Below are 24651 nucleotides of genomic sequence, written 5' to 3'. Positions count from 1 at the left end.
AGGCGTCGCACGAGGATTGAGAGGAAAATATATCTTTGCACGCTAATGACCCCTTTTATCGCTTCCAGGTAATAAATTCATTGAGATAACAAATCCTCTGCAAATTGAGGTGTGCTGTAGAACGTTTACAGCAACAACCCTTTGGATTATGCTTGAGTGGATAAATAAATTTACTCGCATTCTATAATTCAGGTTTTTGAATTTTATTGGTTTTTTTCTCTTTGTACGTTTTTAATTACACACAACGTCTCGCACTCCAGCTGTGCTGATATTCAGCATCCTGCTCTGGCTCGCCGATTTTTGAATCTGAAGAAAGTTGCGTCCGGTTTAACGCTTAATAATCTGCGAAAAAAATGAAAGAAAAACGACGTGAGATTGTTAATGACAGCCTGCAGGCGTTGCATGCGCTGGCAGATCTGATGCCCCAGCTTCACGCCCATTGTTCGCTGGGCGAGATGCTTGAGACGATCAACCGGGCCTTCGGGGCAAGCCTGGCCTGGATTAGCGTTGATACTGACGGGCTGCAGCGCGTGGTCTGTGCCGGTGAAGTGACCTGTCACTCATTTGAGGTGGCCGATTTTCTTGCCGGTACCCTGCTGGAGAAGCATCACCGTGCGTGGCGGGTCGTCTACTGGAAAGAGAATATCGGCCGCGCATTATTCTCCGCTCATCATCCTGGCTATTTGCAATTGCAAAGCGGGGTGTTATGCAAGCTTTCAACCCATAACGGACAAGGCAGCGGCTATTTCTTTCTGGCGTTTGCTGTGCCGTTATATTCTCTGGCCATCCTGAAAAGTATTGTTGCGGTGCTGGTCGAAAAATTAAAAGACTATTTTTCAGAAATTATCGTTCGTGAAAAAACAGCGCAGGAAATGCAGCGTGTGGTGACCCAATATAAAACCCTATTTGAACGAGCGCCTGTTTTAATGAACTCATTCGATAAATTTAACCGCTGCGTGCTGTGGAATGCTGAGTGTGAAAAAGTATTTGGCTGGACAATGGCGGAGATCAGCGCCCATGCCGATCCGCTCTCACTGTTTTACCCCGACCCGGAAGAGCGGCGACGGGTCAGGGAGTCGGTAAATGTCTCGCCGCTAAAGGATATGTACGAGTGGCATCCACTGCGTAAAGACGGTACGCCGTTGACGGTTTTGTGGTCAAACATTCTGCTGCCGGACAGCTCAGTCCTGAATATCGGGCTTGATATTACCGAACGTAAAAAAGCCGAACAGCAGCTGGAAGTGAAAGCCACCACGGACGATCTTACCGGGTGTTTTAACCGTTCAACCATTTTACAGCAGCTGGAATCCGCGCTGGCGGCAAATGCCAGGCAGGATGCTGACAGCCATTTTTGCGTGCTCATGTTTGACCTGGATTTTTTCAAACAGATCAACGATCGGTGGGGGCATCAGGTGGGCGATCGGGCAATTATCCACTTTTGCCAGGCTATCCGTGAGTTAAGCCCCGAGAACGCTGCGCTTGGCCGTGTGGGCGGCGAGGAGTTTTTACTCCTGCTGGCGCGAACCGACGGCAACGCGGGCGCACTTTTTTCGGCGAGGCTACGTACTGCCCTCAAAACCAACCCGCTCGTGGTGGGAGAGAAAAAGCTGGTGCTGTCATTCAGCGCCGGGGCGGTGGAGGTTTGCCAGGGCCAACGCGATACTTCAGGATTACTGATGCGTGCCGATAAAGCATTATATGACGCCAAGCGTACGGGTCGGGGGAAAACGGTGGTGGCTGCTGATTATTTATAAATCAAAAAACAAAATACGCGCGAGTAAATAGCATAAAATGTCATGTTGCCGTTGTTGTTTTTTCACACTGCCAGAAGTTTGGCTTAATCAACGATCCTCTGTTGTGTTATCTTCAAACCTCCCGTACCCGCTGGATAATTATTTTCCTTAATTGAAACGGAACGAATACTTACAGTTTAGCTTACGGGAAAATATTATCGTCATAACGAAAATTAAGATTTTTAATACTAAAAGTCAGTTGCTAACTTCGCATGATTCATGCAACGTAATCACCTGTTAAACAAAGCATCCGGCCTTCATTACTACAGGCGTACAACATGCAGGGATATAGGGCGGGAAATGAATCGTAGCGCGCGGCGCAAGATGCTCAGGGTGGTAGGGATCATCATGGTAGTTATGCTGCCGGTGATGCTTGCGCTATGGTTTGCCCAGATAAGAGCCGTGTCGGAAACAAGCGCCCAGCTACGTACCTTTGCTGAACTGGCGTTAGACAAAACAGAACTGGTAATTCAACAGGTTGATCTGGCCCGCGACGAGGCTGAAAAATATCAGGGTGAGCGTTGTACACCAGAACATCGCCAATATATGTTGAACGTTGTTCGCGGTCGTCTGTTTGTTGCGGATTTAATTTATGCAGAAGGTCAGAATTTTCTTTGTTCGACCGTTTTTACACCCGCCAATCCTTATCTGATATCCACTGCTAATTACACACGTAAACCTGACGTTGCTATCTATTATTATCGCGATACGCCATTTTTTACTGGCTATAAAATGACATATATGCAGCGCGGAAATTATGTTGTGGTGGTCAATCCGCTTTCCTACAGCGAAGTAATGTCGACAGATCATTCCCTTTCGTGGGGGGTATACGACACGGTAACGAATGCATTCTTTTCCGTCAGTCAGCGCGCGAATGTTTCTTTATTAAGTTCGATGATTCGGGATAAGGAATCGGTATTTCAAAAAGATAACCGTTTTTATACGGTCGTCAAATCCCCAAAACGGCCTATTGCCGCTATCGTGTCGACGTCGAATAAACGTTTTTATGAAATGCTTTATCACCAGGCGACGTTGACGCTACCGCTGGGGATGATCTGCAGCATAATTATTTTGCTGGTGTGGTCTCGCACCCATCGTGAACTCAATTCTCCCGGGCGGTTACTGCAGCGAGCGCTCAATAAACGCCAGCTTTGTGTTCACTATCAGCCGATTATTGATATCAAGAACAACCAGTGCGTGGGAGCCGAGGCGTTATTACGCTGGCCTGGCTTTAACGGACCGGTCATGAGCCCGGCTGAATTTATTCCGCTGGCGGAAAAAGAGGGCATGAGCGAGCGAATTACGGATTATGTTGTCGAAGAGGTATTCAGCGATCTGGGCACATTCCTGGCAACGCATCCGCATCTCTATATTTCGATTAACCTGTCGGCCACGGATTTCCACTCTTCACGGCTGATCGCCATGATTTCGGACAAGGCCCGACACTACGCCGTGCGTGCGCAGCAAATTAAAATCGAAGTCACGGAGCGCGGTTTTATTGATGTCCCTAAAACCACTCCGGTTATTCAGGCGTTCCGTCAGGCGGGTTACGAAGTGGCGATTGATGATTTTGGAACGGGTTACTCTAACCTGCACAACCTTTATTCGCTGAATGTCGATATTCTGAAAATCGACAAATCCTTTATCGACACCCTAACAACCAACAGCACCAGCCACCTTATCGCCGAGCATATTATTGAGATGGCACAAAGCCTGCGGCTTAAAACCATTGCGGAAGGGGTGGAAACGGCAGAGCAGGTGAGCTGGTTGTTGAAACGTGGCGTTCAGTTCTGTCAGGGATGGCACTTCGCGAAAGCGATGCCGCCCCAGGAGTTTATGACCTGGCAGCAGCAACCTTTGCATTGAGAGTCATTAATTCAACTGGTGGCGATAGTCGCTCGGTGTGCGGTCAAACTCGCGGCGAAACACGCGGGAAAAGGTTTGTTGCGACACATATCCCAGATCCATCGCGATATCAAAAATGGGCCGCTGCGTTGAGCGTAAGGCCTGCGCCGCCAGCAGCAGTCTGCGCTGACGAATGTACTCACCCAGCGTCTGGTGCATAACGGTACGGAACATTCTCTGTAAATACCATTTCGAATAGCCGGATTTTTTAGCGACCACATCAATGTTCAACGGTTGGTCGATATGTTCATCAATCCATTCAATAAGTGTCTGAATAATTTGCTGATGCGACATAAGGTTGCCCCTCTGTAGATACAACTGCCCTGGTTGATTCGTCGTTTTCTCTGCGGGCGAGTATAATTCCTCAAGTTAACTTGAGGTAAAGAGGTTTTATGGAAAAGAGATTGCCGCGAATTAAAGCGTTGTTAACCCCCGGCGAAGTGGCGAAGCGAAGCGGCGTTGCGGTGTCGGCGCTCCACTTCTATGAAAGCAAAGGGTTAATTAAAAGCATCCGAAACGCCGGAAACCAGCGACGCTACACGCGTGATGTGCTCCGTTATGTCGCGATTATCAAAATTGCCCAACGAATCGGAATCCCCCTGGCCACTATCGGCGATGCGTTCGGCGTGCTGCCGGAAGGGCACTCTCTCAGCCCGAAAGAGTGGAAAGAGCTTTCCTCTCAGTGGCGTGAAGAGCTGGATCGACGCATTCACACGCTGGTAGCGCTGCGTGATGAACTGGACGGATGTATTGGCTGCGGCTGTTTGTCGCGCAGTGATTGTCCGTTGCGTAACCCGGGCGACAGGCTGGGTGAGCAGGGGACAGGGGCGCGGTTGCTGGAGGAAGACTGAGATCCGGCGGAAAACCGCACCTCATACCGCACCTCATAAAGAACTAAAGCGCCACAAAAGGGCGCTTTAGTTTTTCCCGGTCTTTGTCTTTCACTCTATCCCGCTGGTTCACGGGAGGGTTTCCCCCGACATCAGCACCCCTCATGTCGAGCGTGTTGGGGAGGTTCCGGATTGTGCTGACACTTTAATTCTATGCAAGACCCGTCTTTTCGCCAGTCGGTCAGGCCGTTTTTTAGGCGAATTTTTTTCGCGGTGTTGTTCGATTTTCTATAGTTAAAAAGTATGAATAAAAGGAGAACACAATGCTCACGGTACACCACCTGAACCAGTCCCGCTCACACCGTGTGATCTGGGCGCTGGAAGAACTTTCCCTGCCCTATGAGATTGTTCGTTACCAGCGCGAAAAGAGCATGCTGGCGCCTGAGTCGCTCAAAAAAGTGCACCCGCTGGGCAAATCGCCGGTTATTGAAGATAACGGCCTGATCCTCGCTGAGTCGGGGGCCATCCTCGAATATCTTCAGGAAACCTACGATCCGGAGTCGCGGCTTAAGCCTCTGGATCCTGCGCATAAGGTGCAATACCGCTTCTGGTTGCACTATGCCGAAGGTTCGCTAATGCCGCTGCTGTTGATGAAGCTGGTTTTCAGTAGCCTCGGTAAGCCGCCCGTGCCGTTTGGTATCCGCACGTTGGGTAAAGCGCTGGGGCAGGGAGTGCAAAAAGCGTATCTCAACCGCCAGCTTGAAACCCATGCACGCTTTATTGAGTCGCATCTTGCCGAAAACAGCTGGTTTGCCGGCGATACGCTCAGCATGGCGGATATTCAGATGAGCTTCCCGATTTTTGCCCTGCTGGCGCGAGGTGGCATCGATAACCTCCCGCATACCCAGGCCTGGAAGAAAAAAGTGGAGAGCAGCCCTGGCTGGCAAAAAACGCTGGAGCAAGGTGGCCCGTTATCGATTCCGGGTGGGGAGTGAAATGTAAACAAATTGCGCACAGACGATAACGTTTGCGCATCCTCTGTTTATTTCTTCAGCGTCATAAGGGAATTTTAGCGAAAAACGATAAAGTTCAGTTGAAAAGGGCGGGGATTAGGCTAGATAATCGTTTGCCTTAATTTGACCACCCGTTTGTAAGCGCGGAGCTAAACGTTTGCTTTTTCTGTGACGCCCCTTTCGTCGCAAATGCAAAACACGGATTTGACGTTTAGCTGGCAGTGGCGTCTCCACCATGCTTACGGACTTTCTATAAAAACTCTCAGGGGATGTTTTCTATGTCTACGCCATCTGCGCGTACTGGCGGTTCGCTTGACGCCATCTTTAAAATTTCGGCTCGCGGCAGCACCGTGCGTCAGGAAATCGTTGCCGGTCTGACCACGTTTCTGGCGATGGTTTACTCCGTCATTGTCGTTCCGGGTATGCTGGGTAAAGCGGGCTTCCCACCGGCGGCCGTCTTTGTTGCTACCTGTCTCGTGGCGGGCGTTGGCTCCATCGTGATGGGCCTGTGGGCGAACCTGCCGCTGGCAATCGGTTGTGCAATCTCGTTGACCGCCTTTACCGCTTTCAGCCTGGTTCTGGGTCAGCACATCAGCGTACCGGTTGCGCTCGGCGCCGTGTTCCTGATGGGGGTACTGTTTACCGTTATCTCCGCCACCGGCATCCGTAGCTGGATTTTGCGCAACCTGCCTCAGGGCGTGGCGCATGGCACCGGCATTGGTATCGGGCTGTTCCTGCTGCTGATTGCCGCAAACGGCGTCGGCCTGGTGATCAAGAATCCGCTGGACGGTCTGCCGGTGGCGTTGGGTCATTTCGCGAGCTTCCCGGTCATTATGTCCCTGATCGGTCTGGCGGTAATTATTGGTCTGGAAAAACTGAAAGTCCCGGGCGGCATTTTGCTGACCATTATCGGGGTGTCCATTGTTGGCCTGATTTTCGATCCTAACGTTCACTTCTCCGGGATTTTCGCCATGCCGTCGCTGAGCGATGACAAAGGCAACTCTCTGATTGGCAGTCTGGATATCATGGGGGCATTGAACCCGGTGATCCTGCCAAGCGTGCTGGCGCTGGTGATGACCGCGGTGTTTGATGCAACGGGTACCATCCGTGCCGTCGCGGGTCAGGCGAACCTGCTGGATAAAGACGGTCAGATTATCGATGGCGGCAAAGCGCTGACCACCGACTCCCTGAGCAGCGTCTTCTCGGGTCTGGTGGGCGCGGCTCCGGCTGCGGTGTATATCGAGTCCGCTGCGGGTACGGCGGCAGGCGGTAAAACTGGCCTGACGGCCATTACCGTTGGCGTGCTGTTCCTGCTGATCCTGTTCCTCTCTCCGCTCTCCTACCTGGTGCCGGCCTACGCGACCGCACCTGCGCTGATGTACGTTGGTCTGCTGATGCTGAGCAACGTGGCGAAAATCGATTTTGCTGATTTTGTGGATGCGATGTCAGGCCTCATCACGGCGGTCTTTATCGTGCTGACCTGTAATATCGTGACCGGCATCATGATCGGTTTCGCGTCGCTGGTGATTGGGCGTCTGGTCTCCGGCGAGTGGCGCAAGCTGAACATCGGCACCGTTGTGATTGCCGTCGCGCTGGTGGCGTTCTACGCGGGCGGCTGGGCAATCTAAGTTGTCCATTGATGCGAAAACGGGTGGCTCAGGCCGCCCGTTTTTATTTTCAGGACTCATCCCGTTGTCTTTTGCGTTACTCTGGGGAAGATAGAATAACAGGCACGACGCCTTAGGTTTGGCTTTTAAGAAACACAGCAAACAGGGAACGCATGGAAATCTTCTTCACAATACTCATCATGACTCTTGTGGTCTCGCTATCCGGGGTAGTCACACGCGTACTGCCCTTTCAGGTCCCCCTGCCATTAATGCAAATTGCCATCGGCGCGCTGCTGGCGTGGCCGACGTTTGGCCTGCACGTGGAGTTCGACCCCGAACTGTTCCTCGTGCTGTTTATTCCGCCGCTGCTGTTTGCCGATGGCTGGAAAACGCCCACGCGTGAATTCCTTGAACACGGGCGAGAGATATTAGGTCTGGCGCTGGCGCTCGTGGTGGTCACGGTGGTCGGGATTGGCTTCCTGATCTACTGGGCGGTACCGGGCATTCCGTTAATTCCGGCCTTTGCGCTGGCCGCGGTGCTGTCACCAACCGATGCCGTGGCGTTGTCCGGCATTGTCGGTGAAGGCCGTATTCCGAAGAAAATCATGGGGATTTTACAGGGTGAGGCGCTGATGAATGACGCCTCTGGCCTGGTTGCCCTGAAATTTGCCGTGGCCGTCGCGATGGGCACGATGATCTTTACCGTAGGCGGCGCGACCCTGGAATTCTTCAAGGTGGCGATTGGCGGTATCCTGGCCGGGTTTGTGGTGAGCTGGCTGTATGGTCGTTCGCTGCGCTTCCTCAGCCGCTGGGGCGGCGATGAACCGGCGACACAGATTGTGCTGCTGTTCCTTCTGCCGTTTGCCTCTTACCTGATTGCCGAACATATCGGCGTGTCGGGCATTCTGGCGGCGGTGGCGGCAGGGATGACCATCACCCGCTCCGGCGTAATGCGCCGCGCGCCGCTGGCCATGCGCCTGCGTGCGAACAGCACCTGGGCGATGCTGGAATTTGTCTTTAACGGTATGGTGTTCCTGCTCCTGGGCCTGCAGTTGCCGGGCATCATGGAATCCTCGCTGGTGGCGGCCGAGGCCGACCCGAACGTCGAAACGTGGATGTTGTTCACCGATATCGTGCTGATCTACATGGCGCTGATGCTGGTGCGTTTCGGCTGGCTGTGGACGATGAAAAAATTCAGCATGCGCTTCCTGACGAAAAAACCGATGGAGTTCGGCTCGTGGACCACGCGGGAGCTGCTGATTGCTTCTTTTGCTGGTGTTCGCGGGGCGATTACGCTTGCCGGTGTGCTGTCCATTCCGCTGCTGCTGCCCACGGGCGATGTCTTCCCGGCGCGCTATGAACTGGTGTTCCTGGCGGCAGGGGTGATTCTGTTCTCACTGTTTGTCGGCGTGATAATGCTGCCTCTTCTGCTGCAGCATATTGAGACGGGTGACTCGACTCAGCAGCATAAAGAGGAGCGTATTGCCCGCGCGGCGACCGCCGAAGTGGCGATTGTGGCCATTCAGAAGATGGAAGAACGTCTTGCGGCGGACACGGAAGAGAACATCGACAACCAGCTGCTGACCGAAGTGAGCTCGCGCGTGATTGGTAACCTGCGTCGTCGTGCCGATGGCCGCAACGATGTGGAAAGTTCGCTGCAGGAGGAGAACCTGGAGCGTCGGTTCCGTCTGGCGGCGCTGCGCTCAGAGCGTGCCGAGCTGTACCACCTGCGCGCCACGCGGCAAATCAGCAATGAGACGCTGCAAAAACTGCTGCACGATCTGGATTTGCTGGAAGCCTTGCTGATTGAGAATCAGTAGTCCGTGCGGGCTGATGCCCTCACCCTGACCCTCTCCTCCCGGAGAGGGTCAGGGGACCCAAAACCCTTCACAGCATTTCAGCCACGCCTGCGCGCTGTGCGATAAATAAACCCCTTCGCGCCAAATCATCCCTAACTGCCAGTGCAAATCGCTTTCCAGCGGGATCCAGCGCAGGGTGTTTTTATCGAGCCGTTCGCAAATCGGCTGCGGCAATATCGCAATGCCGACGCCTGCCTGCACCATCGCGGCCAGGAAATCCCACTGCCCGCTGCGCACCGCAATGCGCGGCTTCACGTTGTGTTGATTAAACAGCGCCATCAGCTGGCGGCTGAGGGCGAAATCTTCGTTGTAAATCAGCAGCGGGTGTTCACCGAGCCGTTCGGGTTTCACCGTGTCGACCTTCAGCCAGTCACCAGAGCGGGGGACCAGCACGCACAGCGGGTGGCTAAAGAGCGGCAGCGTCGCCAGACCGCTCTCTTCCTCCACAGGGAGGGCGGTCATGGCGACATCCAGCTCGCCGTTGGTGACCGCCTGTTGAACCGTTAAGCCGCCAAACTCGGAAATTTTCAGTTCAACGCCGGGATAACGCTGGCGAAACAGGCTGATGGGGCCGGCCATCATCATCCCAACCATCGGTGGGATGCCGAGGCGCAGCAGCCCTTTTGTCAGGTGATTGATATCGCCAAGCTCCGCTTCCAGCTGGCGGAACTCCGCCAGGATCGCCAGCCCGCGTTCAAAGACGACCCGCCCGGTATCGGTCAGCAGCAGCTTGCGTCCGTCGCGGATAAGCAGGGTGCAGTTCAGTTCATCTTCGAGGTTTTTCAGCATCTTGCTGATGGTGGGTTGGGTGACAAACAACTTCTCCGCTGCGCGGGTAAAACTTTGCTGACGAACCACTTCGACAAAATAGCGCAGCGTTCTTATGTCCATGATTATTCCTCGGAACTATACCTTTGATGATTTTAATTCATTTCAGTCCATTACGTGCGCTCACTATACTGGCGCCTCGTCTCATTTTTGAGGAAAACCCCCATGGCCGTGGCGTTAAGCCGTGTTACGCCTGCCGTTGTGCAACGACTTCAGGTACCGGTTCAGGTACTGCTTTATGCGGGACTGTTTGTTTTCGCGGAATATCTTGTCAACTGGTTGCATCTGCCGCTGCCTGCCAACCTGGTCGGAATGGTGCTGATGCTGACGCTTATCCTCTGTCGCGTTATCCCCCTCAACTGGGTACGCGCCGGCGCGCGCTGGCTGCTGGCGGAAATGCTGCTGTTCTTTGTGCCCGCCGTGGTCGCGGTGGTGAACTATGCGCAACTGCTGAGGGTAGATGGCTGGCGCATCTTCGCGGTCATTGCGCTGAGCACGCTGATGGTGCTGGGGGCCACCGCCTGGGTGGTTGATAAAGTGTATCGGTTTGAAATCAGCAGGCAAAAGCATGACTAACTTCCAGATAAGCGTGTTGTGCCTGATTGCCACCCTGGCGATCTACTTTGCCAATAAACGGCTGTATCGCCGTTTTCACGCGCTGCCGCTGATGCCGCTGGTCTTCACGCCGATTCTGCTGGTCCTGATGCTGGTCTTCGGGCATATCTCCTGGCAGAACTACATTGGGGAATCCCACTGGCTGCTGTGGCTACTGGGGCCTGCGACCATTGCTTTTGCGGTACCGGTGTATGACAACCTGGCGATCATCAAACGCCACTGGATGTCGCTCAGCGCTGGCGTGATCACGGCCACGGTGGTGGCGGTCTGCAGTTCCGTCTGGCTGGCCCGGCTGTTTACGCTGCCCGATGAAATTCAGCGCAGCCTGGCCGTCCGTTCGGTCACCACCCCGTTTGCGCTGGCCGCGGCCAAGCCGCTCGGCGGACAGCCGGATCTGGTCGCGTTATTTGTGGTCGTGACGGGCGTCTTCGGGATGGCGGTTGGCGACATGCTTTTTTTGCGGCTGTCGATCCGTGAAGGAATGGCGAAAGGGGCGGGATTTGGCGCGGCATCGCACGGTGCGGGAACGGCACGTTCGTATGAACTCGGGCAGCAGGAAGGGGGGGTGGCAAGCCTGGTGATGATGCTCTCGGGCGTGGTGATGGTACTGATTGCACCGCTGGTGGCGTGGGTGATGTTCTGATTTCCCCGGCCAGTAAGGCCGGGGAGACGAGGTTAGTGCGCGCGGCCTTGCTCGACGCCCAGACCCGTTTGTGAGCGGATAAACTGGGCGCGGAATTTCTCACGCTCCAGGTTACCTTCCGGCGAGTTATCGGTCGCGGAGAAGACCCAGATACCAATAAACGCCACGGCAATGGAGAACAGCGCCGGGTATTCATACGGGAAGATAGCGCTTTCGTGACCGAGGATCTGTACCCAAATCGTCGGGCCAAGGACCATCAGAATCACGGCCGTCAAAAGCCCCAGCCAGCCGCCAATCATCGCCCCACGTGTGGTCAGTTTTGACCAGTACATGGAGAGCAGGATGATAGGGAAGTTACAGCTTGCCGCAATGGAGAAGGCCAGCCCCACCATAAAGGCGATGTTCTGCTTCTCGAACAAAATCCCCAGCAGAATAGCGACCACGCCCAGCACCAGCACGGTGATTTTCGAGACTTTCAGCTCATCACGTTCGCTTGCTCCTTTGCGGATAACGTTGGCATAGAGGTCGTGCGATACCGCAGACGCGCCCGCCAGCGTCAGCCCGGCAACCACCGCGAGGATGGTGGCGAAGGCCACGGCCGAGATAAAGCCAAGGAACAGATTACCGCCTACCGCGTCGGCCAGATGCACTGCCGCCATGTTGTTACCGCCAATCAGCCCGCCCGCCGCGTCTTTAAACGCCGGATTCGCCCCCACCAGCATGATGGCGCCAAAACCAATGATAAAGGTCAGGATGTAGAAGTAACCCATAAAGCCCGTGGCGTAGAAGACGCTTTTGCGCGCTTCACGCGCATCGCTCACGGTGAAGAAACGCATCAGGATGTGTGGCAAGCCAGCCGTACCAAACATCAGACCCAGACCGAGCGAAAGCGCAGAAATAGGGTCTTTCACCAGCCCGCCAGGGCTCATGATCGCTTCCCCTTTCGGGTGTACCGCCATCGCTTCAGTGAACAGATTATTGAAGCTGAACCCGACATGTTTCATGACCATAAAGGCCATAAAGCTGGCGCCGAACAGCAGCAGGACCGCTTTGATGATTTGCACCCAGGTCGTGGCCAGCATGCCGCCGAACAGGACGTACATCACCATCAGCACACCCACCAGCACCACCGCGATGTGGTAGTTCAGGCCGAACAACAGTTCGATCAATTTACCCGCGCCGACCATCTGCGCAATCAGATACAGCGCGACCACCACCAGCGAGCCGCAGGCGGAGAGGGTACGAATCGGCCCCTGCTTCAGCCGGTAGGAGGCCACGTCTGCGAAGGTATAGCGGCCCAGGTTGCGCAAGCGTTCAGCGATCAGGAACAAAATAATCGGCCAGCCCACGAGGAAGCCGAGGGAGTAAATCAGACCATCGTAGCCGGAGGTGTATACCAGCGCGGAGATACCGAGGAAGGAGGCGGCGGACATAAAGTCGCCTGCAATTGCCAGCCCGTTCTGAAAACCGGTAATGTTGCCGCCTGCGGTGTAGTAATCATTACGGGAGCGCACGCGTTTCGAGGCCCAGTACGTGATGTACAGCGTCAGCAGCACGAAAATCAGGAACATGATAATCGCCTGCCAGTTGGTTGGCTGGCGCTGTACCTCGCCGGTGATGGCATCAGCGGCGTTGGCGGCAAAGGGAAGTGTGGCGGCAAGCGCCGTCAGGACTCTCTTCATGATGCTTTTACCTCTGCCAGGACTGCTCTGTTAAGACGATCGAATTCGCCATTGGCGCGCCAGACGTACACGCCGGTCAGCACAAACGAAATGATTATCACGCCAATCCCAATCGGAATTCCGCGCGTGACGCTGGTGCCCTCGTGCAGCGGCGTACCGAGCCAGTGTGGGGCAAAGGCAATCAGCAGAATAAAGCCGACGTAAATAATCAGCATGATGATGGAAAGTAAGAAGGCAAACCGTTGCCGTTTATCCACGAGCTCCCTGTAGTGCGCACTATTCTCTATCTGCTGACAAATATCGTTATTCATCAGAGGTCTCCAGAAGTATTTATAGGGGAGGTTTTTTATTCCCTCTCCCGGGGGGGAGAGGGGAAATCGCGTTACGATGGCATTGCGATGGACTGCTTCTCTTCGAGCAGTTTTTCCACCACGCCAGGATCGGCAAGCGTTGAGGTATCACCGAGGTTGCTGGTGTCACCGGCTGCGATTTTGCGCAATATGCGGCGCATAATTTTGCCTGAGCGGGTTTTCGGCAGAGAGTCGGTCCAGTGCAGCACGTCCGGCGTGGCAAGCGGGCCAATCTCTTTACGTACCCAGTTGCGCACCTCGGCATACAGCTCTGGTGACGGCTCTTCGCCATGATTCAGCGTGACGTAGGCGTAAATCGCCTGGCCTTTAATGTTGTGTGGGATCCCGACGACGGCGGCTTCGGCGATCTTCGGATGAGATACCAGCGCGGATTCAATCTCCGCGGTACCCAGACGGTGGCCGGAGACGTTAAGCACGTCGTCCACGCGCCCGGTTATCCAGTAATAACCGTCCTCGTCACGTCGGGCGCCGTCACCGCTAAAGTACATGTTTTTAAAGGTCGAGAAGTAGGTCTGCTCAAAGCGCTCGTGGTCGCCGAACAGGGTACGCGCCTGGCCCGGCCAGGAATCGGTGATCACCAGATTGCCTTCGGTGGCCCCGTCCAGCGGATTGCCTTCGTTATCCACCAGCGCAGGTTGTACGCCGAAGAACGGTTGAGTTGCTGAACCGGCTTTTAACTGCGTCGCACCCGGCATAGGGGTGATCATAAAGCCGCCGGTTTCGGTCTGCCACCAGGTGTCCATTACCGGACATTTTTCGTTGCCGATTTTCTTCCAGTACCATTCCCAGGCTTCCGGGTTGATGGGCTCGCCAACGGAACCGAGGATGCGCAGCGAAGAGCGGTCAGTGCCTTCAATGGCCTTATCGCCTTCCGCCATTAATGCGCGGATCGCCGTTGGGGCGGTATAGAGAATATTGACCTTGTGTTTGTCGACCACCTGACACATGCGTGCCGGCGTTGGCCAGTTCGGTACGCCTTCAAACATCAGCGTAGTGGCACCACAGGCCAGCGGGCCGTAAAGCAGGTAGCTGTGACCGGTGACCCAACCCACGTCGGCAGTACACCAGTAAATGTCGCCCGGATGGTAGTCGAATACGTACTTGAAGGTGGTAGCGGCATAGACCAGATAGCCGCCGGTGGTATGCAGCACGCCTTTCGGTTTGCCGGTTGAGCCGGAGGTGTAAAGAATAAACAGTGGATCTTCCGCGTTCATCTCTTCCGGCTGATGCTGGTCGCTGGCTTTTTCAATCAGATCGCTCCACCACAGGTCGCGTCCTTCGTTCCAGTCGATCTTGCCGCCGGTACGCTTGAGGACGATGACGTTGCTGACGGTTTTCACGTTCGGATTTTTCAGCGCTTCATCGACGTTTTTCTTCAGGGGAATGCCACGGCCAGCGCGAACGCCTTCATCGGCCGTGATCACCAGTTTCGAGCTGGAGTCGACGATACGTCCGGCTACCGCTTCCGGTGAGAAGCCGCCAAAAATCACCGAGTGAATCGCACCGATGCGCGCGCAGGCCAGCATGGCTACCGCCGCTTCAGGCACCATTGGCATATAGATAGCCACCACGTCGCCTTTTTTAATTCCCCTTTCCAGCAGAACGTTGGCAAAGCGGCACACGTCGCGGTGCAGTTCTTTATAAGTAATGTGTTTGCTTTGAGAGGCGTCGTCACCCTCCCAGATAATGGCCGTTTCATTACCGCGTTCGGCAAGGTGGCGGTCAAGACAGTTTGCTGCCAGGTTCAGCGTGCCGTCTTCGTACCATTTAATGGAGACGTTGCCGGGCGCAAAGGAGGTGTTCTTCACCTTCTGATAAGGTTTAATCCAGTCAAGAATATGGCCCTGCTCACCCCAGAAGACGTCCGGGCTGGAGATGGATTGCTGATACTTCTCGTGGTACTGCTCCGGGTTTATCAGGCAACGGTCCGCAATGTTTGCGGGAATGTCGTGTTTATGTACTTGGCTCATGGCTTTTTTTCTCCTTGTAAGATGTTAATAATATGTCGCAAAAACGTTAATAGTAGGGGCTTTACAAGCTTTGTTTATTATTTGGGCTACAGATCACGCATTGTTTGAAGAGTATGAAAAATGAGCGAATGAAACTTTGAAGGAAAATAATTCACCGTGCCGATTATTCACAATTTCGATTAAAAAAGCCTTTTTATAACAAAAAGTTATTGATGGGAATTGTGACAAACTCACGTCATGACCGCTTTTTGCAGCGAAATGTGCCGTTCTTTAAGGCTTGCGCAACATGCCGCGCAAATGATACTCATACGCCGCGTTAAAAAATCCCATAAACCAACGCAACACAATTCATACCCTTTCAGTATGTATCCATATTCATGCAGTTTATGTGAATAGGGCGCTTCATTGAGGAAGTCAGTTTCTATGAAAAACGTTAAAGTCAGCCTGGCCTGGCAAATCTTGCTAGCCCTTGTGCTGGGTATCCTGCTGGGTAGCTACCTGCATTATCACAGCGACAGCCGCGAGTGGCTGATTGCGAACCTGCTCTCCCCGGCAGGAGATATCTTTATTCATCTGATCAAGATGATTGTCGTACCGATTGTTATCTCAACGCTGGTCGTCGGCATTGCCGGTGTGGGGGATGCAAAACAGTTAGGCCGTATCGGCGCGAAGACAATTCTTTATTTCGAAGTGATCACGACGATTGCCATCATTCTGGGGATCACACTGGCGAACGTGTTCCAGCCAGGATCCGGGATCGATATGTCGCAGCTGGCGACGGTGGATATTTCGAAATATCAAAGCACTACCGCTGAAGTACAGAGCCACGCGCATGGCCTGATGGGAACCATCCTTTCGCTGGTGCCGACCAACATCGTGGCTTCCATGGCGAAGGGCGAGATGCTGCCGATCATCTTCTTCTCGGTGTTGTTTGGTCTGGGCCTCTCCTCCCTGCCTGCCACGCACCGTGAACCGCTGGTCACCGTGTTCCGCTCAATTTCTGAAACCATGTTCAAAGTGACTCACATGGTGATGCGCTACGCGCCGGTTGGGGTGTTTGCGCTTATCGCGGTAACCGTGGCGAACTTCGGTTTCGCCTCCCTGTGGCCGCTGGCGAAGCTGGTGATTCTGGTTCACTTCGCCATCCTGTTCTTCGCGCTGGTGGTGCTGGGAATTGTGGCGCGCCTGTGTGGGCTGAGCATCTGGATCCTGATCCGTATTCTCAAAGATGAGTTGATTCTCGCGTACTCCACGGCAAGCTCTGAAAGCGTACTGCCGCGTATTATCGAGAAGATGGAGGCCTACGGCGCGCCGGCGTCGATTACCAGCTTTGTGGTGCCAACCGGCTACTCCTTTAACCTGGACGGCTCAACGCTGTACCAGAGTATTGCGGCTATCTTTATTGCTCAGTTGTACGGCATTGACCTGTCTCTGTGGCAGGAGATCGTGCTGGTGCTGACCCTGATGGTGACCTCAAAAGGCATCGCAGGCGTACCTGGCGTCTCCTTTGTCGTCCTGCTGGCGACCCTGGGCAGCGTAGGGATCCCGCTGGAAGGTCTGGCGTTTATCGCCGGTGTCGACCGTATACTCGACATGGCGCGTACGGCGCTGAACGTAGTGGGTAACGCCCTGGCGGTGCTGGTTATCGCTAAGTGGGAGCACAAATTCGACCGTAAAAAAGCGCTGGCGTATGAACGCGAAGTGCTGGGTCGTTTTGATAAGACCGCAGACCAGTAAAATAAAAAGGCCGGGGTTAACCCGGCCTTTTCGCACTCCCTCTCTGCCAAAAGAGAGGGCCGTGTAAGAGACTTTACTCTCCACTCAACGCGTCAAATTCTTCACATCCCGTATCAAACCCTTCGGTACAGCTCAGGTTCAGCCAGTAGAGCGCTTTCTGCTTATTCGGCGTTATAAAGCCTTTCTCGCCCTGCTGGAACAGCATTCCGGCCCAGTACTCCGCGTAACCCGTACGCGAAAGGGAGGAGCTGCGTTTGAACCACGACGCGGCTTTGACGTCGTCCTGCGCCACCTCAACGCCGTTGGCATAAATCATCCCCAGCAGCATTTGCGCATCCACCGCGGAGTCGTTGTCGATATCTTCGGTTGCCGTTTGCAGCAGTGCGATGGCCTGTGGATAGTCAGTTTTCCCTGCCTGGGTGTTGACCAGCACGCGTGCCAGCATAATTGCGCCACGTTTACTGCCGGCGATAGTGGCCTGCTGCGCCAGCGCTTTGGCCTGCGCGTAATCGCCCTGTGTAAACTGGATTTGCGATAACAACGCCATGGCGTCGACATCGCCCCCTTTTGCTGCTTTCTCTGCCCACTGCGCGGCCTGCTTGCTGTCGCCGGAACTGAAGTAGGTATCGGCAAGGTAATACTGGGCGCGGGCGTCACCCGCTTCCGCCTGTTGCTTGTACTGGCTGCCAATCTCATCCGCGTGGACGAGTGACGTAAAAAATAACAACATCAGAAAAATTGATTTCATGGATTCTTATCATCTGGGTACACGCCGCGCAGTATAATCGTCGTCGCAGAAGAAAAAAACGGGCGCGGTAAAGGTGAATGAACATTTCCCGGTGCCCACCGCGTTTCGTCTCACAATAATGCTTGTGAAAGAGGGTATTAGACGCTCGCGGGGGAGATTCTCTCACTGAATTAAAATACAAAGCCGGGTATTTATTTCGGTGCTAATGACATTATTGCTGCGGGGCAGCGTGCACAATATATATTGATAATATAAATAGCTTATTAAGAAATAAAAAAGGGGTGAATAAGTCACCCCCTTTTATTCATCGATTAATTAACAGCATTAACCCAACGCGCTTTCACGCAGTCTGGCTTTCAGCTTGCTATATTCGTCAATCACATACTGTTCCGCGGCGTGCTGGTCAGCAATCGGCTCCACGCGTACGGCGCAGTACTTATACTCCGGCGTTTTGGTTATCGGGCTTAAGTTCTCCGTCACCAGTTCGTTGCAGGCACCAATCCACCACTGGTAGGTCATATAGACCGCCCCTTTGTTAGGTCGGTCGCTGACCTGCGCACGGGTAATGATGCGTCCTTTACGCGAGTGCACCCAGATCAGGGCTTCATCTTCAATACCCAGACGCTCTGCGTCAGCGGTGTTGATCTGCGCATAGCCCGGTTCATCCGCCAGTGCCGCCAGCGCAGCGCAGTTACCGGTCATCGAACGACAGGAGTAGTGGCCCACTTCACGCACGGTAGAGAGCACCATCGGATACTCATCGGTGAGTTTATCGATTGGCGCGACCCAGTCGCAGGTGAAGAACTGCGCCAGTCCGTTCGGGGTGTCGAACTTCTCTTTAAAGAGATACGACGTGCCCTGATCGGCCTCTGACTCATCGCGGCACGGCCACTGGATATACCCCAGTTCACCCATTTTCTCATAGGTGGCACCGGTGAAGTCCGGACACAGTTTGCGCAACTCGTCCCAGATTTCCTGAGTGTTGTTGTAGTGCATCGGATAACCCATGCGGGTGGCGATTTCGCTGATGATCTGCCAGTCGGTTTTCAGATCCCACTTCGGCTCCACCGCTTTGAAGAAGCGCTGGAAGCCGCGGTCTGCCGCCGTGTAAACACCTTCATGCTCGCCCCATGACGTTGACGGTAAAATCACATCCGCCGCCGCCGCGGTTTTGGTCATAAAGATGTCCTGGACAATCACCAGTTCGAGATCCTCAAAGCCTTTACGCACCGCTGACAGCTCGGCGTCGGTCTGCAGCGGATCTTCACCCATAATGTAGGCAGCCCGCACTTCACCGTGTGCCGCACGGTGCGGCAGCTCGCTGATGCGATACCCGGTATGTTCCGGCAGGCTCTCCACGCCCCAGGCCCTCGCGAATTTCTCACGATTTTCCGGGAACTTAACGTACTGATAGCCCGGATAGGTATCCGGCAGTGCGCCCATGTCACACGCACCCTGCACGTTATTCTGACCACGCACCGGGTTCACGCCCACATGCGGTTTGCCCAGATTTCCGGTCAGCATCGCGAGGCTTGTCAGGGAGCGTACGGTTTCCACGCCCTGATAGAACTGGGTGACGCCCATGCCCCACAAAATGGCCGCGGTTTTCGCCCCGGCGTACATCCGCGCTGCCTGACGGATCTCTTGCGCGCTTACGCCGGTTATCGCTTCGACGGACTCCGGCGTATAGCCTTCGACAATTTTCCGATACTCGTCAAACCCTTCCGTACGGGTCGCGACGAACGCCTGGTCGTAGAGATTCTCCTCAATAATGACGTGGCCCATCGCATTCAACAGCGCGATATTCGAACCGTTTTTCAGTGCAATGTGCATATCCGCAATACGTGCCGTTTCAATTTTGCGCGGATCGCAGACGATGATTTTCGCCCCATTCTGTTTGGCGCGAATCACGTGGTTCGCGACGATAGGGTGAGAATCCGCCGGGTTATAGCCAAAAATAAACACGAGATCGGTGTTATCTATCTCGTTGATCGCGTTACTCATAGCGCCGTTACCGACCGACTGGTGCAGACCTGCAACCGATGGGCCGTGTCAGACGCGAGCGCAGCAGTCGACGTTATTGGTACCAATAACGGCGCGCGCGAATTTTTGCATTACATAGTTGGTTTCATTACCGGTACCGCGTGAAGAGCCGGTAGTCTGGATCGCATCCGGGCCATACTTGGCTTTGATGGCGCTCAGGCGCGTGGCGACATAATCCAGCGCCTCGCTCCAGGAGACGGCTTCCAGCTTGCCATCGCGCTCGCGGCGGATCATAGGGGTTTTCAGGCGTGGGGTAAGGATTTGGGTATCGTTAATAAAATCCCAGCCGTAGTAGCCTTTCAGGCACAGCGTGCCCTGGTTGGTTTTCCCCTGGGCGGCCTCCGCCCGGACGATTTTGCCGTTATCGACCACCAGGTTGATCTTGCAACCCGAGGCACAATAAGGGCAAACCGTGACGACTTTTTTCATCAGTCTGCTCCAGTTAATCAATGCTTACGCCCCACTATGCAGCTTCTATGCCATGTTTTTATTGTGGGTATCAGCAGACTTTACGGCCAAAAGAGGGGCAAAACCCTGACGAAAAACAGCCAATCGTCAAAATTGACGTGTCGAATGGGCAGTGGATGTGACATGGGTTGTAATTCCGTCATGTAAAAGTCAAATTGGCTGGAGCCGACGGCAGAATGGTTCAGACTTAACATAATCCCCTGATGGAAGCATGCGATGAAACCGGCGATTCTGGTGGTTGATGACGATACCGCAGTCTGCGAGCTGCTGCAGGATGTGCTGAGTGAGCACGTCTTTAGCGTGCTTGTCTGCCATAACGGCCAGGACGCACTGAGTCTGGTTCAGCATGAGCCACACATCGCCCTTGTCCTGCTGGATATGATGCTGCCGGATATCAACGGCCTGCAGGTATTACTGCACCTGCAAAAGCAACGTCCGGAGCTGCCGGTGGTGATGCTGACCGGGCTGGGCAGTGAGTCAGACGTGGTGGTGGGGCTGGAGATGGGGGCCGACGATTATATTGGCAAACCGTTTAACCCGCGCGTGGTGGTTGCCCGGGTTAAAGCCGTGCTTCGCCGTACCGGGGCGCTGGCCGCAGACACCCCGGTGCCACGCGTGGCGGGCGTGACGTTCAATGGCTGGACGCTGGATACCTCCCGCTGTGAACTCAGCGATCCGCAGCGTAACCCCGTACCGTTGACCCAGGGAGAATATGGTCTGCTGCTGGCGCTCACCCAGAACGCCCGGCGGGTGCTCAGCCGGGAACAACTGCTCGAGCTGACGCACAGCGAAAGTGCCGAGGTGTTCGACCGCACAATCGATGTGTTGATCATGCGCCTGCGCCGTAAAATAGAAGCCAACCCGCATCAGCCCGTACTCATTAAAACCGTCCGTGGGCTGGGCTACGTCTTTGCTGCCGATGTGTCTCACAGCGAGAAAGCGGCTTAAATATTCTCTTTAATAAACAGCTGCAGCTCGGCCAGCGTTTTTGCCCCATCAATGGCGTTCGCAGCCAGCAGGCTTGCCCGCGCGCAGGCATGGGCCAGATAAATACTCTCGGCCAGCGGCAACGCTTCATGGCAGCCGTATAAGAAGCCTGCGCAGAAGGCATCACCCGCCCCGACGCTGCCGATAATCTCTTCCCGCTCCAGCAACCAGGAGGGGATCCAGCGCCCTTCATCGTCCGGTGTTAACCCCCACGCCCCTTCCGGACAATGGATCACCACCCGCTGACGCACGCCAGCTGCCAGAAGCTGTGAGGCGGCTTCCGCGATATGGGCAATGTGCGGGGCATCGTTCTCGTCGCGCATCTCCAGCCCGCTAAACTCGCCGGCTTCCAGTTCGTTGATGACCAGATAATCAAGATGGCGCAGGGCAGGGAGGACCAGCGGCTGATAGCGAGGGTCACCCTTTCGCGAGACCAGATCGAGCGAGGTTTCATACCCCTGATCGCGCATCTGGGCCAGCAGCCGTGCGCTGCGGGTGCCGTACTCGTCATCGGGCATATCCAGGCTGTCGAGCAGTAACAGGTAGCCGAGATGGAAAATCTTCATCGCGCCGTCGAGGCGGTCGAAGGCGGGCAGATCCAGAAGACGGTTGGCGCCCGGGGAGTGGAAAAAAGTGCGCTGTCCGCTGGGGTCGGTCATAACCTGCGACATAGAGGTTGGCGCAAAGGTCGTGCGCTGCACCCGCTGGCGGTTGACGTGATACTGGTCGAGCATCGCCAGGATGTAATCGCCGTCGCTATCTTCGCCAATCAGGCCGACGGCCTGCAGCGGCAGGCCAACGTGCATTTTGGCCAGCGTCAGCAGGACGTTCAGCGGCGCACCGCCGGTTGAACGTTCGCTGTGGGTAATCTCCGCCAGCCAGCCGCGCTCCGGCCATTGCACAATCTGGTGGACGTGATCCACCAGCATATTGCCGGCTGCGATAATCCCTTTACGTTCCATTATGCCTGCCCCGCGCTGCCAAAGATGCGCATTTGCGCGGCGACCGTATCGGTAATCGCCTCTTCTATGCCCAGCAACAGTTCTGCAAATTCATCGTACAGAGGCTGACGTTTTGCCATCCGTTGCTCAACGGCAGAGAGCGCGGCCTGTGACATGCCGGTATAAAAGTTGATTTTATGGATCCCCAGTTCGATGGCGCGACGAAAATCGGCATCGCTGATGCCGGAGCCGCCGTGTAAGACCAACGGCAGGCCGGTCTGCTGGCGAATGGCGTCCAGACGAGGGAAATCGAGTTTTGGCTCGCCTTTGTATTTACCGTGCGCGTTGCCAATGGCGACCGCCAGCGCATCAATGCCGGTGGCATCGACAAACTCGCGCGCCCGCAGCGGGTCCGTAAACAACGCTTCATCCGCATGGCCATACAACGCGCCACCTTCGTCACCGCCTACCGCACCCAGCTCCGCTTCTACCGATACGCCAACCGCGTGGCACATCTTCACCACCTCCCGCGTCTGGCGAATGTTTTCTTCGTAGCTCAGGGTGGAGCCATCAAACATCACGGAGCTGAAGCCTACGCGCAGCGCACGTACCACCGCCTCGAAATGCAGGCCGTGATCGAGGTTGAGCACCACCGGAATATCATGACGGGCGGCTTCAAACCTGACCGCTTCGACCAGCGACTCCAGGGAGACATACTTAAAGTGGACTTCCGCAATATTAATGATAAACGGCGAGCGTTCCTGTTTCGCGGCAGCAAACAGCGCGCGCAAAAAATGGGAGTCGAGAACGTTAAACGCGCCGAGCGCGTAGCGGTGTTTCCTGGCGTGCTCAAGACCGTCGGCAAGAGAAATCAATGGCATTATTTACTCCTTATTTCCGAAACAGGTTGTACTCGTTGCACAACACCAGCACCGCCGGTTCGTCTTCTTCGATATTGTTATAGCGGGCAATGGGCTGTAAAAAATGGTTATCGTGTTCATCGTCATTCACCGATGACACTTCCCCCACCAGTACGTCGCCAAAACCGCGTTCGCCCCAGAAACTGTGGTACAGGCCGGGGGTGAGGCAGATGCTGTCCCCGGGTTGCAGGCGTAACTGACTGCCGGGCGCGTGGGTCTGCAGACAGCCGTCGAGGGTAACGGTCACGTCGGTATTTTCAGGTTCTTGATGTGCATCGGCATTCCATAACTCGACGATCAGGTTTCCGCCGCCACGGTTGATGATGTCTTCCCGTTTACGCCAGTGAAAATGCATGGGCGTCACCTGACCATCCCGGACGTGCATGATTTTTTCGGCATAGCACTTTTCATAGGGCACGCCGTTCGGTGAGCCATTGCGCAGGGTAAAGAGCGTTAGCCCCTGTGCGGCAAAATGGTCGCCGCCGAATGCCGTTACGTCCCAGCCAAGCCTGAGATCAAACACTTCCTGCCAGGCGGCCGGATCAAGCTGCTGCCATTTCGTTGGCGGAAAACTGGCAAAGGGAGGGAGATGCACATCGTGCATGGAGAAGAACTGCCGCGTGTGGCCAAGGATTTCATTGATTTCGGAGCGTTTCATCGGGCCCCCTGGACGCTATGTCAGGCCTCACCCCAACTCTCTCGCGCGAAGAGAAGATCAGGGTGAGGGCATCAAACCGCACTACATCACTTAACTGTCCACCCTTTATAGGATCCGACGTTCTTTTTATCGATCATCGTCACCGGGATCAGCACAGGCTCTTTAGGCGCAGGTTTGCCCTGCAGAATGTCATAGCCGATCTCAACTGCTTTTGCTGCCATTACCTGCGGATCCTGAGCCGGCGTTGCGACAAACAGGGAGTTTTCACGCTTAAGCGCTTCCTCGCCGTCCGGGCTGCCGTCTACGCCAACGATAAAGAATTCATTGCGTTGGGCCTGTTTTGCTGCCAGATCGGCACCGATCGCCGTCGGATCGTTAATCGCGAACACGCCGTCGATCTTCGGATTGGCCGCCAGCAGTGAGGTCATCACTTCCAGACCGCCTTCACGGCTACCTTTGGCGTTCTGGTTATCAGAGAGCACCTTGATATCCGGATGTTTTTTGAACTCGGTCTGGCAGCCTTCGACGCGGTTTTGCACCGCGGACACTGGCGGCCCGTTGATGATGACCACGTTGCCTTTGCCTTTCAGGCGATCAGTAATGTATTTACAAGCCATTTCCCCCGCCTGGGTGTTATCGGAGGTGATGGTGGCATCCGCCCCTTCCGCCGCGACGTCAACCGCGACAACCACGATCCCGGCCTCTTTCGCGCGTTTAACCGCCGGGCCGATCCCTTTGGAATCCGCAGCGTTAAGGATGATCATGTCCACTTTGGCCGCAATAAAGTTGTCAATCTGTGCCACCTGCTGGCCGAGATCGTAACCGCTGGAGACCAGCGTCACTTTGACGTTATCCCCCGCCAGTTTGCGCGCTTCCAGCTCGGCACCTTTGGTGATCTGCACGAAGAATGGGTTGGCCAGGTCGCCCACCGTCACGCCGATGGACTTCAGATCTTTCGCCTGCGCAAACGGCGTTGCGGCAAGCAGCGCGCCAGCACAGAGCGCGGTCACTAACGGTTTCAAACGCATCTTCT

General features: G+C 55.0%; 21 protein-coding genes. 10 read left to right on the top strand and 11 right to left on the bottom strand.

Annotation, left to right across the window (positions count from 1 at the left end):
• The first annotated feature begins 353 nt into the window (after positions 1–353).
• Positions 354–1754, top strand: coding sequence for a sensor domain-containing diguanylate cyclase (locus BJ887_RS00230; RefSeq protein WP_121339016.1), 1401 nt, complete (start codon positions 354–356; stop codon positions 1752–1754).
• A 339-nt stretch (positions 1755–2093) separates the two neighbouring features.
• Entirely contained in the window at positions 2094–3659 is a 1566-nt protein-coding gene (locus BJ887_RS00225; RefSeq protein WP_025206387.1) for an EAL domain-containing protein, read from the top strand.
• 6 nt (positions 3660–3665) lie between these two features.
• Here BJ887_RS00225 and soxS read toward each other — a convergent pair whose 3' ends face one another.
• Positions 3666–3992 carry a superoxide response transcriptional regulator SoxS gene (gene soxS / locus BJ887_RS00220; protein WP_013095071.1) on the bottom strand — a complete coding sequence of 109 codons (327 nt, stop codon included), beginning with the start codon at positions 3990–3992 and terminating at the stop codon, positions 3666–3668.
• Between the two features lie 98 nt (positions 3993–4090).
• On the opposite strand from soxS, the gene soxR reads away from it, so the two are divergent.
• The 4 genes from soxR (at position 4091) to BJ887_RS00200 (ending at position 8968) form a co-directional block, all read left to right on the top strand.
• Positions 4091–4549, top strand: coding sequence for a redox-sensitive transcriptional activator SoxR (soxR, locus tag BJ887_RS00215; protein WP_014168225.1), 459 nt, complete (start codon positions 4091–4093; stop codon positions 4547–4549).
• Positions 4550–4851: 302 nt separating this feature from the next.
• Complete coding sequence (locus BJ887_RS00210; protein ID WP_063858549.1) at positions 4852–5523, top strand: glutathione S-transferase family protein; 672 nt, start codon at positions 4852–4854, stop codon at positions 5521–5523.
• Positions 5524–5819: 296 nt separating this feature from the next.
• Positions 5820–7169: a guanine/hypoxanthine transporter GhxP gene (ghxP, locus tag BJ887_RS00205; RefSeq protein ID WP_020882835.1), complete on the top strand. Its 1350-nt coding sequence runs from the start codon at positions 5820–5822 to the stop codon at positions 7167–7169.
• A gap of 152 nt (positions 7170–7321) precedes the next feature.
• Complete coding sequence (locus BJ887_RS00200) at positions 7322–8968, top strand: Na+/H+ antiporter (RefSeq protein WP_014168228.1); 1647 nt, start codon at positions 7322–7324, stop codon at positions 8966–8968.
• A 48-nt stretch (positions 8969–9016) separates the two neighbouring features.
• Here BJ887_RS00200 and BJ887_RS00195 read toward each other — a convergent pair whose 3' ends face one another.
• On the bottom strand, positions 9017–9898 hold the full coding sequence (locus BJ887_RS00195; RefSeq protein WP_025206385.1) for a LysR family transcriptional regulator: 882 nt from the start codon (positions 9896–9898) through the stop codon (positions 9017–9019).
• 102 nt (positions 9899–10000) lie between these two features.
• On the opposite strand from BJ887_RS00195, the gene BJ887_RS00190 reads away from it, so the two are divergent.
• A complete protein-coding gene (locus BJ887_RS00190) occupies positions 10001–10411 on the top strand; it encodes a CidA/LrgA family protein (protein WP_032679393.1) in 411 nt (136 codons plus the stop codon).
• The gene (locus BJ887_RS00185; protein WP_121339014.1) at positions 10404–11093 is read left to right on the top strand and encodes an LrgB family protein; all 690 of its coding nucleotides are present in this window, start codon (positions 10404–10406) and stop codon (positions 11091–11093) included. The genes BJ887_RS00190 and BJ887_RS00185 overlap by 8 nt, the downstream gene beginning before the upstream one ends.
• A gap of 32 nt (positions 11094–11125) precedes the next feature.
• Here the strand turns inward: BJ887_RS00185 and actP are convergent, their stop codons facing one another.
• The 3 genes from actP to acs all read right to left on the bottom strand — a co-directional run bounded on the left by actP (position 11126) and on the right by acs (position 15116).
• Entirely contained in the window at positions 11126–12775 is a 1650-nt protein-coding gene (gene actP, locus BJ887_RS00180; RefSeq protein WP_014168232.1) for a cation/acetate symporter ActP, read from the bottom strand.
• A complete protein-coding gene (locus BJ887_RS00175; RefSeq protein WP_121339012.1) occupies positions 12772–13086 on the bottom strand; it encodes a DUF485 domain-containing protein in 315 nt (104 codons plus the stop codon). Before BJ887_RS00175 ends, actP begins: the two co-directional genes overlap by 4 nt.
• A 71-nt stretch (positions 13087–13157) precedes the next feature.
• On the bottom strand, positions 13158–15116 hold the full coding sequence (gene acs, locus BJ887_RS00170; RefSeq protein WP_047355921.1) for an acetate--CoA ligase: 1959 nt from the start codon (positions 15114–15116) through the stop codon (positions 13158–13160).
• A 423-nt stretch (positions 15117–15539) separates the two neighbouring features.
• Here acs and gltP point away from each other — a divergent pair, with 423 nt between their 5' ends.
• A complete protein-coding gene (gltP, locus tag BJ887_RS00165; RefSeq protein WP_013095082.1) occupies positions 15540–16853 on the top strand; it encodes a glutamate/aspartate:proton symporter GltP in 1314 nt (437 codons plus the stop codon).
• A 73-nt stretch (positions 16854–16926) separates the two neighbouring features.
• On the opposite strand, the gene BJ887_RS00160 is transcribed toward gltP, so the two are convergent.
• Both BJ887_RS00160 and fdhF read right to left on the bottom strand, forming a co-directional pair.
• Positions 16927–17601 carry a tetratricopeptide repeat protein gene (locus tag BJ887_RS00160; protein WP_014168236.1) on the bottom strand — a complete coding sequence of 225 codons (675 nt, stop codon included), beginning with the start codon at positions 17599–17601 and terminating at the stop codon, positions 16927–16929.
• Positions 17602–17925: 324 nt separating this feature from the next.
• Positions 17926–20073 (bottom strand): formate dehydrogenase subunit alpha, encoded by a 2148-nt coding sequence (fdhF, locus tag BJ887_RS00155; RefSeq protein ID WP_121339010.1) that lies wholly within the window; start codon positions 20071–20073, stop codon positions 17926–17928.
• Positions 20074–20328: 255 nt separating this feature from the next.
• Between fdhF and BJ887_RS00150 the strand changes: the two genes are divergently transcribed.
• Positions 20329–21060: a response regulator gene (locus tag BJ887_RS00150; protein ID WP_025206379.1), complete on the top strand. Its 732-nt coding sequence runs from the start codon at positions 20329–20331 to the stop codon at positions 21058–21060.
• Here the strand turns inward: BJ887_RS00150 and BJ887_RS00145 are convergent.
• The 4 genes from BJ887_RS00145 to BJ887_RS00130 form a co-directional block, all read right to left on the bottom strand.
• Positions 21057–22064 carry a carbohydrate kinase family protein gene (locus tag BJ887_RS00145; RefSeq protein WP_121339008.1) on the bottom strand — a complete coding sequence of 336 codons (1008 nt, stop codon included), beginning with the start codon at positions 22062–22064 and terminating at the stop codon, positions 21057–21059. The genes BJ887_RS00150 and BJ887_RS00145 overlap by 4 nt on opposite strands.
• Positions 22061–22921 (bottom strand): ketose 1,6-bisphosphate aldolase, encoded by an 861-nt coding sequence (locus BJ887_RS00140; RefSeq protein WP_025206378.1) that lies wholly within the window; start codon positions 22919–22921, stop codon positions 22061–22063. Before BJ887_RS00140 ends, BJ887_RS00145 begins: the two co-directional genes overlap by 4 nt.
• 10 nt (positions 22922–22931) lie before the next feature.
• Positions 22932–23618 carry a D-lyxose/D-mannose family sugar isomerase gene (locus tag BJ887_RS00135; protein WP_059306578.1) on the bottom strand — a complete coding sequence of 229 codons (687 nt, stop codon included), beginning with the start codon at positions 23616–23618 and terminating at the stop codon, positions 22932–22934.
• 86 nt (positions 23619–23704) lie between these two features.
• On the bottom strand, positions 23705–24646 hold the full coding sequence (locus BJ887_RS00130) for an ABC transporter substrate-binding protein (RefSeq protein WP_014168243.1): 942 nt from the start codon (positions 24644–24646) through the stop codon (positions 23705–23707).
• Positions 24647–24651 lie beyond the last annotated feature (5 nt).

Source organism: Enterobacter sp. WPR_3_1, from assembly GCF_003635055.1.
Lineage (GTDB): Bacteria > Pseudomonadota > Gammaproteobacteria > Enterobacterales > Enterobacteriaceae > Enterobacter > Enterobacter ludwigii.
Note: the sequence above shows the minus strand (reverse complement) of the source record. Positions and strands in the feature narration are given on the sequence as shown.